Raw genomic sequence first — 15507 nt, 5'->3', positions numbered from 1 at the left:
ATCGCGCTTTCCCGCGTAATATAATAATTTTCTGAGTGATTTTTTTTTACGCCTGCTAACGGTTTCACTCTGCCTTGCGCACACGTTATCCACTAAAACTGTGGATAACCTGCAGGGCGTGATTCCCTACGCGAGCGGGATCAGAATCCTGTATAATGCCCACACCTGCTCAATAAGCATTCATCCCCGTCGGCGCCTCGTCACCGACGGTCACGAGAACGTTATGAACAAGCACCTACTCCTCGCAGAAACCGACGACATCGAACAGGCCTGCCTGTCTCGCCATGCGGTCTGGCAGCGCAACGATCTGGCTCAGGCGCAACAAGATTGGCTGGCGGAAGAAGTGCCGGTTGCCCTGGTGTACAACGGCATTTCCCACGTGGTGATGATGGCGACGCCGAAAGACCTGGCGGCCTTCGCCATCGGTTTTTCGCTGTCCGAAGGCATCATCGCCTCCCCCGACGATATCTACGACATCCGCCAGCAACCGGCCTGCAATGGCATTGAAGTGCATGTGGAACTCTCGAGCCGCCGCTTTATGCAGCTGAAAGAGAAGCGCCGCAGCCTGGCCGGCCGCACCGGCTGCGGCGTCTGCGGGGTCGAGCAACTGCAGGAGGTCGCTCAGCCCATCGCGCCGCTGCCTTTCACGCAGCGTTTCGATTTGGCGCTGCTCGATCGGGCGTTGGCGCAGCTGCAGGAAGTGCAAACGGTGGGGAAACTGACCGGCTGCACCCACGCGGCGGCCTGGATCCAGCCGGACGGCGCGCTCAACGGCGGATGTGAAGACGTCGGCCGCCATGTGGCGCTCGACAAACTGCTGGGTTATCGCAGCCAACAGGCGTGGTTGCAAGGGGCGGCGCTGGTGTCGAGCCGCGCCAGCTACGAAATGGTGCAAAAATCCGCCATGTGCGGCGTCGAGATCCTGTTCGCCGTTTCCGCCGCCACCCGCCTGGCGGTGGAGGTGGCCGAGCGCAGCAACCTCACGCTGGTGGGCTTCAGCAAGCCGGGGCGCGCCACCGTCTATACGCACCCGCAGCGGCTCTGGCAATCGACAACGGCGGCCTAACCCCGCCGGATAAGAATCGACTATTCTCAATAGCAGGACACCAGGAAGCGCCCACGTTATGATAATCCGCCCGCACCAGAACTGGTTTTTTCGCCTGTTCGCCTGGCACGGTTCCGTGCTGTCAAAGATCACCTTTCGCCTGTCGCTGAACGTGCTGATGTCGATAGTGGCGGTGATCAGCTACCAATGGTACGAACAGCTCGGCGTGCATTTGACCATCGCGCCGTTCAGCCTGCTGGGCATCGCCATCGCGATTTTTCTCGGCTTTCGCAATAATGCCGGCTACAGCCGCTTTGTCGAGGCGCGCAACCTGTGGGGCTCGCTGCTGATTACCGAGCGATCCCTGCTGCGCCAGATCAAAAGCCTGCTGCCGGACGAACCGGCGGTGCAGCAAAAGGTCGCCAAGCTGCTGATCGCCTTCAGCTGGAGCCTGAAGCATCAGCTGCGCGCCACCGATCCCACCGCCGATCTGTACCACAATCTCAGCAGCAAAGAGCTGGCCGAAGTGATCGCCAGCCCGATGCCGACCAACCGCATCCTGCTGATGCTGGGCCAGGAGATCGGCAAGCTGCGCCGACGGGGGCTATTGAGCGACATCACTTTCGAGCTGCTCGACAACAAGCTGAGCGAGCTGTCCCACGCCCTCGGCGGCTGCGAACGGCTCGCCAGCACCCCGGTGCCGTTCGCCTATACCCTGATCCTGCAGCGCACCGTTTACCTGTTCTGCAGCCTGTTGCCTTTTGCCCTGGTGACCGATCTGCATTACATGACACCGTTTGTTTCGGTGTTCATTTCCTATACCTTCTTATCCTGGGACTCACTGGCCGAAGAGCTGGAGGATCCGTTCGGCGTGTCGGCCAACCATCTGCCGTTAAACGCCATTTGCAACACCATTGAGCGCAACCTGCTGGAAATGAATGGCCAAAGCCCGCTGCCACCGCCGATGAAACCCGACGAGCACTTTAATTTGATCTGAGCTATTTCACCCGAACACACTGGAGCCGAATGCAATGAATGCAAATACCCCCCTGCCGCAAGCCGTATTCACGCCGGTGACGCGCCATGCCATCTTTATCGTCGCCACCCTGTCGCCCGTTCCCGCCCATCTGGCGGCGGTTCGCGCCTGGTGCGGCGACATCGCCGCCGTGGTGCGTTCGGTCGGCAAACGCGCGCCGGCGGGCAACCTCACCTGCGTCTGCGGCTTCGGCTCCGAGGCCTGGGATACGCTGTTCGGCGCGCCGCGCCCCCGCCAGCTGCATCCGTTCAGCCCGATCGGCAGCGGGGAACGCGTCGCCGTTGCCACGCCCGGCGATATCCTGCTGCATATCCGCGCCGATGAAATGGATCTGTGTTTTGAACTGGCCTCTCAGCTGATCGGCAAGCTAGGCGACGCCGTGACGGTGATCGAGGAGGTGCACGGCTTCCGTTACTTCGATCAGCGCGCCATGATCGGCTTCGTCGACGGCACGGAGAACCCGGAAGGGCATGAAGCCTTCGATTACACGGTGATCGGCGACGAAGACGCGGCGTTCAGCGGCGGCAGCTATGTGCTGGTGCAGAAATACCTGCACGACATGCAGGGCTGGAATTCGCTCAGCGTGGAAACGCAGGAGAAGATCATCGGCCGCCATAAGCAGTCCAACATCGAGCTGGATGAAGCGGTCAAACCGTCGTCATCACACAGTTCGCTGACCACCATCACCGACGAGCAAGGCAACGAGGTGAAAATTCTGCGCGACAACATGCCGTTCGGCCGCCCCGGCCTGCGCGAGTTCGGCACCTACTTTATCGGCTATGCGCGCTCCCCGCAGCCGATCGAGCAGATGCTGGAAAACATGTTTATCGGCCGCCCGGCCGGCAACTACGATCGGCTGCTCGATTTCAGCCGCGCGGTGACCGGTACCCTGTTCTTCGTGCCTTCCGCCCCGCTGCTGGAAGCGCTGGCCGATCGCAGCGGCGCCGAACTGCATTAATCCGTTCTCCCTACAGCAGCAGCGCCAGCTCCATCGCCGTGCGCTGCAGCTGCGGCAGCACTCGTTCGCGCAGCTCCGCCGCCGAGATCTGCGACGCATTGACGCCGACGTTCATTGCCGCCACAACCCCGCCTTTGCGTGAATGCATCGGCACCGCAATGGAACGCAGGCCGATCTCTAACTGTTGATCGTTGATGGCATACCCCTGTCTGCGAACTCTGGCTAACTGTTCCTGCAGCTGCTCCGCACAGGTGACGGTAAACTCGGTCAGCGGTTCGAAAGTGACCCGCGACAGATAATCCTCCAGCTCTCCCTCGTCCAGCGCGCTGAGCAACACCAGCCCCATCGACGTCGCATAGGCCGGCAGACGGCTGCCGCGCCCCAGATCGATAGTCATGATGCGTTTAACCGAGGCCCGGGCGATATACAAAATGTTATCGCCATCCAGCGTCGCCACCGAGCAGGATTCATTAAGCAATTTGCTGAGATAGTCCAGCGAGTTTTGCGCCGCCTTCGCCAGCTCGGAAGAGGAAAGATAAGCGTGACCGATAGTTAGCACACGCGGCAGCAAGCGATAGTGGCGCCCATCGGGACAATGCACGAATCCCAGCGCTCGTAGGGTATACAAACAACGGCGCACCGCTGCGCGCGGAATGCCGGTTTGTTGACTGATCTCTGACACCGACATCTGCGAATACTGTGGCTTGAAGGCCTGCAACACCTCCAGCCCTCTGGCCAGCGAGGCCATAAAATTAGGATCGCCCTTGTACTGGTCGTTGCTTAAATCACCGATCTCCTGCAGCCGACGCAGTTCTTCGGTGCCAAATTCAGGAACTTCACTCATTCAGGCCTCCCATTAGTATCTGCTCTCAATTTACACGCTCAATACGGCAGCAAAGCCCTGCGTATCACATCCGATGCCAATTTAGCCGCCTGCATCACAAAATGCAGACCTAAAACCTCAATGCACCGATAATCGCACAATGTTCTGATATTCGCACTTGCTGATGCTTTTTTCATCCTCTAGGTTAATTTCAAACCCGCTGGTTGTTGGCGCAACGTCCTAACCGAGCCTTGAGGAGAACTGATGATAGATAAAAGCATGGCGTCCGCAGACGCCGCCGTCGCAGATATTCCGGATGGCGCCACCCTTATGGTCGGAGGATTCGGTCCGGCCGGGCAGCCCTACGCACTGCTGGATGCGCTGATCCGTCGCCGGCCACGCGCGCTTACGCTGATCAGCAACAATGCCGGTAACGGCGATTTTGGCCTGGCGGCTCTGCTGAAAGCCGGCTGTGTGCGCAAAGTGGTGTGTTCTTTCCCACGGCAGGCAGATTCTTGGGTGTTTGACGACCTCTACCGCCGCGGCGAGTTGGAACTGGAGCTGGTTCCGCAAGGCAATCTGGCGGCGCGCATCCAGGCCGCCGGCGCCGGGATCGGCGGTTTTTATACCCCGACCGGCTATGGCACCCAATTGGCGGAAGGAAAGGAAACCCGCGAGATCGACGGCCGCCGATACGTTTTCGAACTGCCGCTGAAGGCCGACTTCGCGCTGATCAAGGCAGAACAAGCCGACCGTTGGGGCAACCTCCGCTATGACAAAACCGGGCGCAACTTCGGGCCGATTATGGCGATGGCCGCCAACTGCACCATCGTCGAAGTCAACCATATGGTGCCGTTGGGCGAACTGGATCCGGAAAACATCATCACGCCCGGCATCTTCGTGCAGCGTCTGGTGCCCTCTTCTCCCCGTGCAGCCCAGCTTTCGGCTTAAGGAACGCATCATGAGCAAACTGACCCATCAACAGCTGGCTGAGCGCATCGCGCGCGATATTCCCGAAGGCGCCTACGTCAATCTCGGTATCGGCATTCCAACCCAGATCGCCAACTATCTGCCGGCCGATAAAGAGATCTTCCTGCACAGCGAAAACGGCATTCTCGGCATGGGCCCGGCGCCAACGCCGGGCGAAGAGGACCCGGAATTGATCAATGCCGGCAAACAACCGGTTACGCTGCTGAAAGGCGGCTGCTTTTTCCACCACGGCGACTCTTTCGCCATGATGCGCGGCGGCCACCTGGATATTTGCGTGCTGGGCGCCTATCAGGTCTCCGAACGCGGCGATCTGGCGAACTGGAGCACTGGCGCACCGGGGGCGATTCCGGCGGTCGGCGGCGCGATGGATCTGGCGATCGGCGCACGCCAGGTGTTTGTGATGACCGAACACCTGACCAAAACGGGTGAATGCAAAATCGTCCGCCAATGCAGCTATCCGTTAACCGGCGTCGGCTGCATCGACCGCATCTACAGCGATCTGGCGGTGATGGACGTCACTCCCCAGGGACTGGTGGTGCGTGAAATATTTGCCGGCCTGACCCCGCAACAACTGCAGGACGTCACCCCGGTCGAACTGACTTTCACCCTTCAACACGGGGAACCGCGCCATGAATCCAGCTTATCTGTGTGACGCCGTCCGCACGCCCTTCGGTCGCCTCAATGGGAGCCTGGCCGGCATACGCGCCGACGACTTGGCCGCTCTGCCGTTGAAAGCGCTGCAGGCACGCCATCCGACGCTCGACTGGAGCCAGGTGGACGACGTGTTGTTCGGCTGCGCCAATCAGGCGGGGGAAGACAACCGCAATGTCGCGCGCATGGCGCTGCTGCTCGCCGGCCTGCCGGTGCAGGTGCCCGGCTGCACCATCAATCGCCTGTGCGGATCCAGCCTGGATGCGGTAGCAGCTGCGGCGCGCGCCATCAGAACCGGCGAGAGCGAGCTGATGATCGCCGGCGGCGTGGAAAGCATGTCGCGGGCGCCTTATGTGATGGGCAAGGCGGAAAGCGCCTTCAGCCGCACGATGAAGATTGAAGACACCACCATGGGCTGGCGTTTTATCAACCCACAGATGCAGGCGCTGTACGGCGTGGACACGATGCCGCAGACCGCCGAAAACGTGGCGTCGCAATTCGGTATCAGCCGTCGCGATCAGGACGCCTTCGCCCTGCGCAGCCAGCAACGCACCGCCGCCGCACAGGAAAGCGGCTTTTACAGCGACCAACTGATCGAGGTGCTTATCCCGCAGAAGAAAGGCGAGCCGCTGACCTTCAACCAGGACGAACATCCGCGCGCCACCACCTTAGCCGCACTGGAAAAACTCAGGCCGGTGGTCGCCCCGCAGGGCAGCATTACGGCCGGCAACGCATCCGGCCTGAACGACGGCGCCTGCGCGTTGCTGCTGGCCGGCGAGCGCAGCGTGGCTCGCCATGGCCTGCGGCCAATGGCACGCATCATTGCCAGCGCCGTCACCGGCATCGAACCGGCGATCATGGGCTTTGCACCGGCGGCGGCGGTGCGCAAAGTGTTGCATATTGCCGGCCTGACCCTCGAACAGATGGACGTGATCGAACTGAACGAAGCCTTCGCCGCGCAAGCGCTGGCGGTGACCCGCGAGCTGGGACTGCGCGACGATGCGCCGCAGGTGAACCCGAACGGCGGCGCGATTGCGCTCGGCCATCCTCTGGGCGCCTCCGGTGGCCGGCTGGTGATGAACGCCGCCTGGCAACTGCGAAAAACGCGCGGGCGCTACGGGCTGTGCACCATGTGCATCGGCGTCGGCCAGGGCATTGCACTGATTATCGAACGGGTATGAGGTCAATCATGGATATTGAATATCGCCTCGACGGCCCGGCCGACGCACCGCTACTGGTGCTGTCCAACTCGCTGGGCACCACCTTCGAGATGTGGCAACCGCAGTTGGCGGCGCTGACCGAACGCTTTCGCCTATTGCGCTACAACCAGCGCGGCCACGGAGCCACCCCGTTGGCGAAAGCGCCGCTGCAACTGCAGCAGTTGGCTGAAGACGTCATCGCCCTGCTCGACCATTTGGATGCGCCGAACGCCCATTTTTGCGGCATTTCGATGGGAGGATTGACCGGGCTCTGGCTCAGTCGTTATCACCCCGAGCGCATCGGACGGCTGGTGGTCGCCAATACCGCCGCCCGCATCGGCAACGCCGAAGGCTGGCGACAACGCGCGCAGCAGGTACGGGAACACGGGTTGGCGCCGATCGCCGCCGCCTCACCCGCGCGCTGGTTCTGCGCGGCATTCGCGCAGCGCCACCCCGAGCAGGTGGCTGCGCTGGTGGCGGCCCTGGCGGCCGGTAATCCGCAGGGATACGCCGCCTGCTGCGAGGCGCTGGCGCAGGCCGACCTGCGCGCCGAGGTTGCCTTGATGACGCGGCCGATGCGGGTGATTGCCGGTGAGCAAGATCCGGTCACGACGGTGGCGGACGCCGAGTTTTTAGTCGCCAATGCGCCACTCGCCGATCTGCGGCGGTTGCCGACATCGCATATTTCCAACATCGCCTGTCCGGATCTCTTCAACCGCTGCGTTGTCGAGTTTCTTACTGAAAAGGAATGAAGCATGGAACTTCGCATTGAACGCATCGACAGCTGGCTGGTGGATATTCCCACTATTCGGCCACACAAATTGTCGATGGCCACGATGGGCTGCCAAACGCTGACGCTGGTGCGCATGACCTGCGCCGACGGCCTGATCGGCTGGGGGGAAGCCACCACCATCGGCGGGCTGAGCTACGGCCCGCAAAGCCCGGAGGGGATCAAGTCGGCGATCGACGGCTACCTCGCGCCGCTGCTGAGCGGCAAAAGCTTCAGCGGTCTGGCGCCGTTGGTTGCGTTGATGAATGGCCAGGTCCAGGGCAATACCTTTGCCAAGTCGGCGCTGGAAACCGCCTTTCTCGATGCCCAGGGCAAACGCCTCGGCCTGCCGGTCAGCACCCTGCTCGGCGGCGCGCTCAGCAACACCCTGCCGGTGCTGTGGACGTTGGCCAGCGGCGATACGCAGCAAGATATCATCGAAGGGCAACGCCTGTTGGCGGAAGACCGTCATCGCGCCTTCAAGTTGAAGATCGGCGCCCGGCCACTGGAGGAAGATCTGCGCCACACCCAGGCTATCAAGCAAGCGCTGGGGCCGGAGATCAGCATTCGCGTCGATGTTAACCAGGCCTGGGATGCCGCCACCGCCGTACGCGGAATGGCGGCGCTGCAGCAGATCGGCATCGATCTGGTCGAACAGCCGGTGCCGCAATGGGATCGCACGGCGTTAATCCGGCTCAGTCAGCGCTTCACTCTGCCGATCCTGGCCGACGAAGCGGTGGCCGACGCTCACGACGGTTATGCATTGGCTGCGGGCGGCTTTACCGGCGCCTACGCGCTGAAGATAGCCAAGGCCGGCGGCCCGGCGCAGGCGCTGAAACTGGCGCAGGTCGCACAGGCCGCCGGAGTCGGCGTCTATGGCGGCACCATGCTGGAAGGCACGCTGGGCACCGTCGCCTCGCTGCACGCCTGGTCGACGCTGAAGCTGGACTGGGGCAGCGAGATGTTCGGCCCGCTGTTGCTGAAAGACGACGTGGTCACCACGCCGCTGCGTTTCGCCAACGGTCACGTCAGTCTGCCGTCAGGCCCGGGCCTGGGGGTCGATATCGATGAAGACAAACTGCGCTTTTATCGACGCAAATAACCACGAGGGACTACGCCATGCTATTCAAAGTTGAAATGGTCGTGAAATTACCGCTCGATATGCCTAAAGCGCTCGCCGACGAAATAAAAACGCGCGAAAAAGCATATTCGCAAACCCTGCAGGCGAGCGGAAAATGGCGACATCTTTGGCGCGTAGCCGGTAGCTACGCCAATGTCAGCATTTTCGATGTGGAAAGCAATGCCGAGCTGCACGAGCTGTTATTCGCCCTGCCGCTTTACCCTTATATGAAAATTCGCGTAACGGCGTTATGCCGACACCCGTCATCGATCCGCGACGATGACAAATAAAATACCGGGATAATAACCCGCAAGGTTAGCTGTTAATTCCTGTTCTCTGTATAACCTACATTATAAGCAATGAGGAATTCGCAATGTCTATATCCTTCAATCAACGTCAAGACATTATCAAATTGCTGGAAATCAGCAGCGGTTTTACTAATGACAACGGTGATCCGCGTTTCAAAAAAATCATGCATCATCTGCTGGGCGATATTTGTCAGCTCATCGATCGCTATGATATTTCCCCTGAAGAATTCTGGCAGGCGATCAACTATCTGCACGTCTTGGGCGAACGTCAAGAGGCGGCGCTCCTGGCCGCCGGCTTGGGGCTGGAACACTACCTCGATCTGCGCGACGACGAGCGCGAGCGCCAACAAGGGCTGAGCGGCGGTACGCCACGCACCATCGAGGGGCCGCTGTATGTGGCCAATGCGCCAGTGAGCGCCGGCTTCGCGCGGATGGATGACGGCGACGACGACGGCGAGGTGATGTGGCTGCACGGCCAGGTCAAAGGCGCCGACGGCAAGCCGCTGGCGGGGGCGGTGGTTGATATTTGGCACGCCAACACGTTGGGCAACTACTCTTTCTTCGATAAATCGCAGAGCGGCTTCAACCTGCGCCGGCGGATAACCACCGACGCCGATGGCCGCTACGCGGCGCGCAGCATCGTGCCGTCGGGCTACGGCTGTCCACCCGACGGGCCCACCCAGGCTTTGCTCAATCGACTGGGGCGCCACGGCAACCGTCCGGCGCATATTCATTTCTTCGTCTCCGCACCGGCGCATAAACACCTGACGACGCAAATCAATCTCAATGGCGACCGTTATCTGTGGGATGACTTCGCTTTCGCTACCCGCGATGAGCTGATCGCCAACCCGGTGAAAATCACCGATCCGGCGCTGGCGGCAAAACGCGATCTGCCCGGCCCGCATACCGAAGTGCAGTTTGATTTTACGCTTTATGCCGCGGCGGACCGCATCGAACAGAACAGAATAAATCGCCCTCGCGCGCTGCAAGATTAATATTTTTCGCACAAAAGAATAGCGACGCTAATAACGGGCAATCGGTTATTGATTGCCCACTGCCCCGTCTATCCATTTTCCATGAGGCCATGAATATGCATTCATTATTGAATCCGACAATATCCAAGCTGAAAGAAAAAATAAATCACGCTTTAATTATTGATAAAGAAAATGGCATATATCAGTGCAATCGCGGTATTTTTACCGATGAGGCGCTGTTTGAACTCGAAATGAAAGCCATTTTCGAAGGCAATTGGATTTATCTGGCGCATGAAAGCCAAATCGCCAACTCAGGCGATTATTACACGCTCACCATTGGGCGTCAGCCGGTGATCATCACGCGCGACAAAGACATGCGGCTGCATGCCATGATCAATAGTTGCTCGCACCGTGGCGCGATGTTGGCCAGCCGCAAGGCCGGCAATAAAAGTACCTTCACCTGCCCCTTCCACGGCTGGACCTTCAATAACGCCGGCCACCTGCTGAAAGCCAAGGACGAGAAAACCGGCGCTTATCCTCCCTGTTTCAAGCAGGACGGCTCACATGATGTGAAGCAGCTGCCGCGTTTTGAGTCTTATCGCGGATTTCTGTTCGGCAGCCTGAGTGATGAGGTGCAACCGCTGGAGGACTATTTGGGCGAAACGCGGCAGATCCTCGATCTCATCATCGATCAGGCTGAGAGCGGGCTGGAAGTTCTGCGCGGCTCATCCTCCTACACCTTCGACGGCAACTGGAAACTGCAGATGGAGAACGGTGCGGACGGTTACCACGTCAGCGTGGTGCACTGGAACTATGTCTCCACCATGGCGCATCGGGATGCCGCCAGCGGCACCCAAACCATGGACGCCAACTGCTGGTCGTCAAAAAACGACGGCGGAGCCTACGGCTTCAAGAATGGTCATCTGCTGTTGTGGACCCGGGTGCTGAACCCGGAGTCGCGCCCCATTTATCGGCACTTCACCCGTTTGAACGACGCGTTCGGCGCACACCGTGCCGACCTGATGGTGAACCAAACCCGCAACCTGTGCCTTTACCCCAATCTGTACATCATGGACCAGCTTTCCAGCCAGTTGCGCGTAGTGCGCCCGATTGCCGTCAATAAAACCGAAGTGACCGTATTCTGCTTTGCGCCGAAGGGCGAAAACGCCGACGAGCGAGCCTTGCGCATTCGTCAGTATGAGGATTTCTTCAACGTCAGCGGCATGGGTACGCCGGACGACCTGGAGGAATTCCGCGCCTGCCAGCTGGGGTTCAACGCCGGCAACATGCCCTGGAGCGATCTGAGCCGCGGCGCTACCCGCTGGCTGGAGGGCCAGGCTGACGACAACGCCAAAGCGCTGGGGATCGTGCCTGACATGACCGGCCCCCGCCCGGAAGATGAAGCCCTGTATCTCAGTCAGCATCATCATTGGCAAAACATTCTGCTGCGCCAGCTGGAGCGCCAGCAACGAAACGACGAGGTGGCGCAATGAGTACATGTAACCTGCAACAGCGGGTGGAACAATTTCTGTACCGCGAAGCACGCCTGCTGGATGACCGGCAGTGGGATGACTGGCTGGCCTGCTACCATCCGCAGGTCGAATATTGGATGCCGGCCTGGGCTGACGACGATCGCCAGACGACGGATCCCCACAGCGAGATTTCGCTGATTTATTACGCCAATCGCGAAGGCCTGGAAGATCGCGTTTACCGCATAAAAACCGAACGCTCAGCCGCCAGCAGCATGCCGGAGCCGCGTACGGTGCATCTTATCAGCAACGTGGAGCTGTTATCCTCCGGTGCGGAACAGGCCGAGGTGAACTACCACTGGGCCACCTTCTATCACCGCTACAACCACACGGACACTTATTTCGGCTCAACCCGTTTGTGGATAGATCTTACCGGGGATGCGCTGCAAATTAAGCGCAAAAAAATTCGTCTGGATAATGACTATATCAATCATGTTATTGATATTTATCATCTTTAATACAGGAGGTGAGGTATGTCTTTTACCGTTGCCCTTAATTTTGAAGACGGTGTCAGCCGCTTTATTCAATGCAATCCGAATGAAAGAGTACTCGACGCCGCCTACCGACAAAAGATCAACCTGCCGATGGACTGCTCGGACGGCGTATGCGGCACCTGTAAATGCCACTGTGAGCAAGGAGAGTATCAGTTGGGCGATGACTACCTGGAAGAGGCGCTGTCAGAGCAGGAAGCCGCACAGCGGCGGGTATTGACCTGTCAGATGGTGCCGCTCTCGGACTGCGTCATTGAGGTGCCGATGCCCTCGACGATGTGTAAAACCGCCAGCGAAATGTTTACCGCCACCGTCACCTCCGCCACCGCCCTGTCGGACAGCGCCATCGAGTTCTGCCTGACGCTGGATGATGAGCGGGGCATCGCGTTCCTGCCGGGACAATATGTGAATATCGACGTTCCCGGTAGCGTGGTCAGCCGCGCCTATTCGTTCAGTTCGCCGCCCGGTAGCCGGCAACTCTCTTTTCTGCTGCGTAACGTGCCCGGCGGCATAATGAGCCGTTATCTGACTGAACAGGCGAGACCCGGCGACGCGATCCGTCTGCGCGGCCCGCAGGGCAGTTTCTATTTGCGCACGCCGGTGCGGCCAATGTTATTTCTGGCCGGCGGCACCGGGCTGGCGCCGTTCCTTTCCATGCTGGAACATCTGGCACTCGGCGGCAGCAAACAGCCGGTGCATCTGATCTACGGCGTCACCCATGACCACGATCTGGTCAAGCTGGAACAGCTGGAGACATATCGCCGGCGCCTGCCGAATTTCAGCTATCTGAGCTGTGTAGCCAGTGAGGTGTCGCTGTCGCCGCATAAAGGCTATGTCACCCAGCATCTCGACGAAAGCCTGCTCAATAAGGGTGACCTGGACGTGTACCTGTGTGGGCCGCCGCCGATGGTGGAAGCGGTGCTTGGCGATTTCCAGCGACGCGCCTTTATCCCGAATAGCTTCCATTATGAGAAGTTCGCCCCCAGCCAGGCCGATCAGAGGAGTTGACCATGGATAAGTCACGTTTCAGCGGCCAGGTAATGGCGATAACCGGTGCCGCTCAAGGCATCGGCAAAGCGGTGGCCGAACGCGCGGCTCGGGAAGGGGCGAGTTTGGCGCTGATCGATCGCACCCCCTATCTGGAGGAGGTCGTAGCCGTTTTACGCGAACGCGGCACCGATATCATCGCCCTGCAGGCCGATTTGGAGCACTGGGAAGAAGCACGCGAGGCGCTGGATCAGGTGCAACAGCACTTTGGGCGCGTGGATATTATGGTGAACAATGTGGGCGGCACCATCTGGGCGCGACCATTTGCCGACTATGCGCCGCAACAGATTGAGGCGGAGATTCGGCGCTCGTTGTTCCCGACGCTATGGGGTTGCCGCGCCGCGTTGCCGCATATGCTGGCGCAGGGGAGCGGAGTGATCGTCAACGTTTCTTCGGTCGCCACGCGCGGCGTCAATCGCGTTCCCTATTCCGCAGCCAAAGGCGGCGTCAACGCCCTGACCCAATCACTGGCCTTTGAATACGCTGGAGCCGGCATTCGCATCAACGCCACGGCGCCGGGCGGCACCGAAGCGCCGCCGCGGCTGACGCCACGCAATCGCGAATCTCCGACGCAGCAGGAGGAACGGTGGTATCGGCAGGTGGTTGAGCAAACGCTCGACAGCAGTCTGATGCACCGCTACGGCAGCGTCGATGAACAAGCCGCCGCTATTCTGTTCCTCGCCAGCGCCGAAGCCAGTTACATTAACGGAACGGTGCTGCCGGTCGCCGGCGGCGATTTGGGATGAAACAGGCGCAGGGCCGCAGCGATCAGCCTTTGGTTATCCTGCGGCCCTGCGCGTCGATCACCGGCTCGCCGTCCTCTTTGCTGAAGGCGCCGCGCTGCGGATCCGGCAGAATCTCCAACACCGCCTCCGACGGACGGCACAGGCGCGTGCCAAGCGGCGTCACCACGATGGGGCGATTGATCAGGAGCGGCTGTTGCACCATGAAGTCGATCAGTTGATCGTCGCTCCAGGCGCCGTCGTCCAGCCGCAGCTCGGCGTAAGGCTCGACGTTTTTACGCAACAACGCGCGCGGCGTCATGTTCATGTCGGCCAGCAACGCAATCAACCGTTCGCGGCTGGGGGGCGTTTCCAGATACAGAATCACCTCCGGCTCAGCGCCGCTGTTGCGGATCAGCGCCAACGTATTGCGCGACGTGCCGCAGGCCGGGTTGTGATAAATTTTGATGTCGCTCATGTCAGTTGCTCCGGTTATGGCAAAACGGACAGCCGCAGCACCAGCGCGGCCAGGGTGACGAACAGAATTGGCAGCGTCATCACCAGTCCCACGCGGAAGTAATAGCCCCAGGTAATGACGATGTTTTTCCTTGCCAACACATGCAGCCACAGCAACGTGGCCAGGCTGCCGATCGGGGTGATTTTGGGGCCGAGATCGCTGCCGATGACGTTAGCGTAAATCATCGCCTGCCTGATGACGCCTTCCGCGCTGCTGCCGTCGATCGACAGCGCCCCTACCAGAACCGTCGGCATGTTATTCATGACGGAAGAGAGAAACGCGCTCAGGAAGCCGGTGCCGAGCGTCGCCGCCCACAGCCCCTGCCGCGCCAGCGCATCCAGCACGCCGGACAGCAGATCGGTCAGGCCGGCATTGCGCAGCCCATAGACCACCAGATACATACCCAGCGAGAAAATCACGATCTGCCAGGGCGCCCCGCGCAGCACTTTGCCGGTATCGATCGCCCGCCCGCGTTTCGCTACCGCCAGCAGCACCAGCGCGCCGCAGGCGGCGACCAAACTCACCGGCACGCCGAGCGGTTCCAGGGCGAAAAAGCCGATCAGCAACAGCGCCAATACCGCCCAACCGGCTCGAAACGTCGCGCGATCGCGGATCGCTTCCCGCGGTACCGGTAAACGCGTCAACGCGTAGCCCGGCGGAATATCCTTGCGGAAGAACAAATGCAACATCACCAGCGTCGCCGCCACGGCGACGAGGTTGACCGGCACCATCACCGCCGCATACTCCGTAAAGCCCAAGTGGAAGAAATCCGCCGAAACGATATTCACCAGGTTGGACACCACCAGCGGCAGGCTGGCGGTATCGGCGATAAAACCCGCCGCCATGACGAAAGCCAGCACCGCCGCAGGACGAAAACCGAGCGCCGACAGCATGGCGATCACGATCGGCGTGAGGATTAACGCGGCGCCGTCATTGGCGAACAGCGCCGCCACCGCCGCGCCCAACAGGAGCATATAGGTAAACAGCCAGCGGCCCTTGCCGTTGCCCCAGCGCGCGACGTGCAAGGCGGCCCAGGCAAAAAAGCCGCTTTCATCCAGCAACAGGCTGATGATGATGACGGCGATAAAGGTCGCAGTCGCATTCCAGACTATCTGCCATACCACGGGGATGTCGCCGACGTGCACCACGCCGCTCAATAATGCCAATCCCGCCCCGATCGACGCACTCCAGCCAATACCCAGCCCCTTCGGTTGCCAGATGACCAAGATCAACGTCAGAATAAAGATCGCCCCTGCCACTATCATCGCTGTCCTTCCGCCCCTTTAAGTTTACATATTCGATTTTTCATATGTGTTTGCGTAAATTTT

The 15507-nt window shown here is 60.2% G+C and carries 17 protein-coding genes; 14 read left to right on the top strand and 3 right to left on the bottom strand.

Annotation, left to right across the window (positions count from 1 at the left end):
• Positions 1 to 223 precede the first annotated feature (223 nt).
• From fdhD to ACJ8OK_RS02790, 3 genes are read left to right on the top strand one after another with little or no spacing between them, the layout of a single operon-like run.
• Entirely contained in the window at positions 224 to 1066 is an 843-nt protein-coding gene (fdhD, locus tag ACJ8OK_RS02800; RefSeq protein WP_033632711.1) for a formate dehydrogenase accessory sulfurtransferase FdhD, read from the top strand.
• 58 nt (positions 1067 to 1124) lie between these two features.
• The gene (locus ACJ8OK_RS02795) at positions 1125 to 2042 is read left to right on the top strand and encodes a bestrophin family protein (RefSeq protein WP_033632710.1); all 918 of its coding nucleotides are present in this window, start codon (positions 1125 to 1127) and stop codon (positions 2040 to 2042) included.
• Positions 2043 to 2076: 34 nt separating this feature from the next.
• Positions 2077 to 3039, top strand: coding sequence for a Dyp-type peroxidase (locus ACJ8OK_RS02790; RefSeq protein WP_033632709.1), 963 nt, complete (start codon positions 2077 to 2079; stop codon positions 3037 to 3039).
• Between the two features lie 10 nt (positions 3040 to 3049).
• Here ACJ8OK_RS02790 and ACJ8OK_RS02785 read toward each other — a convergent pair whose 3' ends face one another.
• Positions 3050 to 3883 (bottom strand): IclR family transcriptional regulator domain-containing protein, encoded by an 834-nt coding sequence (locus tag ACJ8OK_RS02785; protein ID WP_033632708.1) that lies wholly within the window; start codon positions 3881 to 3883, stop codon positions 3050 to 3052.
• Between the two features lie 243 nt (positions 3884 to 4126).
• Between ACJ8OK_RS02785 and ACJ8OK_RS02780 the strand changes: the two genes are divergently transcribed.
• The 11 genes from ACJ8OK_RS02780 (at position 4127) to benD (ending at position 13686) form a co-directional block, all read left to right on the top strand.
• Positions 4127 to 4813 (top strand): 3-oxoacid CoA-transferase subunit A, encoded by a 687-nt coding sequence (locus tag ACJ8OK_RS02780; protein ID WP_021505764.1) that lies wholly within the window; start codon positions 4127 to 4129, stop codon positions 4811 to 4813.
• A gap of 10 nt (positions 4814 to 4823) precedes the next feature.
• A complete protein-coding gene (locus ACJ8OK_RS02775) occupies positions 4824 to 5504 on the top strand; it encodes a 3-oxoacid CoA-transferase subunit B (protein WP_033632707.1) in 681 nt (226 codons plus the stop codon).
• Positions 5482 to 6684, top strand: coding sequence for a 3-oxoadipyl-CoA thiolase (pcaF, locus tag ACJ8OK_RS02770; RefSeq protein ID WP_033632706.1), 1203 nt, complete (start codon positions 5482 to 5484; stop codon positions 6682 to 6684). Before ACJ8OK_RS02775 ends, pcaF begins: the two co-directional genes overlap by 23 nt.
• A gap of 8 nt (positions 6685 to 6692) precedes the next feature.
• On the top strand, positions 6693 to 7454 hold the full coding sequence (pcaD, locus tag ACJ8OK_RS02765) for a 3-oxoadipate enol-lactonase (RefSeq protein ID WP_060559842.1): 762 nt from the start codon (positions 6693 to 6695) through the stop codon (positions 7452 to 7454).
• A gap of 3 nt (positions 7455 to 7457) precedes the next feature.
• On the top strand, positions 7458 to 8573 hold the full coding sequence (locus ACJ8OK_RS02760; RefSeq protein ID WP_015378319.1) for a muconate cycloisomerase family protein: 1116 nt from the start codon (positions 7458 to 7460) through the stop codon (positions 8571 to 8573).
• 17 nt (positions 8574 to 8590) lie between these two features.
• The gene (gene catC, locus ACJ8OK_RS02755; protein WP_015378320.1) at positions 8591 to 8881 is read left to right on the top strand and encodes a muconolactone Delta-isomerase; all 291 of its coding nucleotides are present in this window, start codon (positions 8591 to 8593) and stop codon (positions 8879 to 8881) included.
• Between the two features lie 83 nt (positions 8882 to 8964).
• Positions 8965 to 9894 carry a catechol 1,2-dioxygenase gene (catA, locus tag ACJ8OK_RS02750; protein ID WP_021505768.1) on the top strand — a complete coding sequence of 310 codons (930 nt, stop codon included), beginning with the start codon at positions 8965 to 8967 and terminating at the stop codon, positions 9892 to 9894.
• Positions 9895 to 9989: 95 nt separating this feature from the next.
• Positions 9990 to 11366, top strand: coding sequence for a Rieske 2Fe-2S domain-containing protein (locus ACJ8OK_RS02745; protein ID WP_033632704.1), 1377 nt, complete (start codon positions 9990 to 9992; stop codon positions 11364 to 11366).
• The gene (benB, locus tag ACJ8OK_RS02740) at positions 11363 to 11860 is read left to right on the top strand and encodes a benzoate 1,2-dioxygenase small subunit (RefSeq protein ID WP_033632703.1); all 498 of its coding nucleotides are present in this window, start codon (positions 11363 to 11365) and stop codon (positions 11858 to 11860) included. Before ACJ8OK_RS02745 ends, benB begins: the two co-directional genes overlap by 4 nt.
• A 15-nt stretch (positions 11861 to 11875) precedes the next feature.
• Positions 11876 to 12901: a benzoate 1,2-dioxygenase electron transfer component BenC gene (gene benC / locus ACJ8OK_RS02735; RefSeq protein WP_031300652.1), complete on the top strand. Its 1026-nt coding sequence runs from the start codon at positions 11876 to 11878 to the stop codon at positions 12899 to 12901.
• A gap of 2 nt (positions 12902 to 12903) precedes the next feature.
• Complete coding sequence (benD, locus tag ACJ8OK_RS02730; protein ID WP_033632702.1) at positions 12904 to 13686, top strand: benzoate diol dehydrogenase BenD; 783 nt, start codon at positions 12904 to 12906, stop codon at positions 13684 to 13686.
• Positions 13687 to 13708: 22 nt separating this feature from the next.
• Here benD and arsC read toward each other — a convergent pair whose 3' ends face one another.
• Both arsC and ACJ8OK_RS02720 read right to left on the bottom strand, forming a co-directional pair.
• On the bottom strand, positions 13709 to 14140 hold the full coding sequence (gene arsC, locus ACJ8OK_RS02725; protein ID WP_033632701.1) for a glutaredoxin-dependent arsenate reductase: 432 nt from the start codon (positions 14138 to 14140) through the stop codon (positions 13709 to 13711).
• A gap of 14 nt (positions 14141 to 14154) precedes the next feature.
• On the bottom strand, positions 14155 to 15444 hold the full coding sequence (locus ACJ8OK_RS02720; RefSeq protein ID WP_004935077.1) for an arsenic transporter: 1290 nt from the start codon (positions 15442 to 15444) through the stop codon (positions 14155 to 14157).
• Positions 15445 to 15507: the final 63 nt, after the last annotated feature.

Source organism: Serratia sp. CY71090 (assembly GCF_052166845.1).
Classification (GTDB): domain Bacteria; phylum Pseudomonadota; class Gammaproteobacteria; order Enterobacterales; family Enterobacteriaceae; genus Serratia; species Serratia nematodiphila.
Note: the sequence above shows the minus strand (reverse complement) of the source record. Positions and strands in the feature narration are given on the sequence as shown.

What these genes read in the sequence shown, in the direction of transcription:
- ACJ8OK_RS02760 (WP_015378319.1), top strand. Translation starts at nt 7,458, where the DNA reads ATGGAACTTCGCATTGAACGCATCGACAGCTGGCTGGTGGATATTCCC.
- pcaD (WP_060559842.1), top strand. Translation starts at nt 6,693, where the DNA reads ATGGATATTGAATATCGCCTCGACGGCCCGGCCGACGCACCGCTACTG.
- ACJ8OK_RS02795 (WP_033632710.1), top strand. Translation starts at nt 1,125, where the DNA reads ATGATAATCCGCCCGCACCAGAACTGGTTTTTTCGCCTGTTCGCCTGG.
- pcaF (WP_033632706.1), top strand. Translation starts at nt 5,482, where the DNA reads ATGAATCCAGCTTATCTGTGTGACGCCGTCCGCACGCCCTTCGGTCGC.
- catA (WP_021505768.1), top strand. Translation starts at nt 8,965, where the DNA reads ATGTCTATATCCTTCAATCAACGTCAAGACATTATCAAATTGCTGGAA.
- ACJ8OK_RS02785 (WP_033632708.1), bottom strand. Translation starts at nt 3,883, where the DNA reads ATGAGTGAAGTTCCTGAATTTGGCACCGAAGAACTGCGTCGGCTGCAG.
- arsC (WP_033632701.1), bottom strand. Translation starts at nt 14,140, where the DNA reads ATGAGCGACATCAAAATTTATCACAACCCGGCCTGCGGCACGTCGCGC.
- ACJ8OK_RS02780 (WP_021505764.1), top strand. Translation starts at nt 4,127, where the DNA reads ATGATAGATAAAAGCATGGCGTCCGCAGACGCCGCCGTCGCAGATATT.
- ACJ8OK_RS02720 (WP_004935077.1), bottom strand. Translation starts at nt 15,444, where the DNA reads ATGATAGTGGCAGGGGCGATCTTTATTCTGACGTTGATCTTGGTCATC.
- ACJ8OK_RS02790 (WP_033632709.1), top strand. Translation starts at nt 2,077, where the DNA reads ATGAATGCAAATACCCCCCTGCCGCAAGCCGTATTCACGCCGGTGACG.
- benC (WP_031300652.1), top strand. Translation starts at nt 11,876, where the DNA reads ATGTCTTTTACCGTTGCCCTTAATTTTGAAGACGGTGTCAGCCGCTTT.
- benB (WP_033632703.1), top strand. Translation starts at nt 11,363, where the DNA reads ATGAGTACATGTAACCTGCAACAGCGGGTGGAACAATTTCTGTACCGC.
- benD (WP_033632702.1), top strand. Translation starts at nt 12,904, where the DNA reads ATGGATAAGTCACGTTTCAGCGGCCAGGTAATGGCGATAACCGGTGCC.
- ACJ8OK_RS02745 (WP_033632704.1), top strand. Translation starts at nt 9,990, where the DNA reads ATGCATTCATTATTGAATCCGACAATATCCAAGCTGAAAGAAAAAATA.
- catC (WP_015378320.1), top strand. Translation starts at nt 8,591, where the DNA reads ATGCTATTCAAAGTTGAAATGGTCGTGAAATTACCGCTCGATATGCCT.
- fdhD (WP_033632711.1), top strand. Translation starts at nt 224, where the DNA reads ATGAACAAGCACCTACTCCTCGCAGAAACCGACGACATCGAACAGGCC.
- ACJ8OK_RS02775 (WP_033632707.1), top strand. Translation starts at nt 4,824, where the DNA reads ATGAGCAAACTGACCCATCAACAGCTGGCTGAGCGCATCGCGCGCGAT.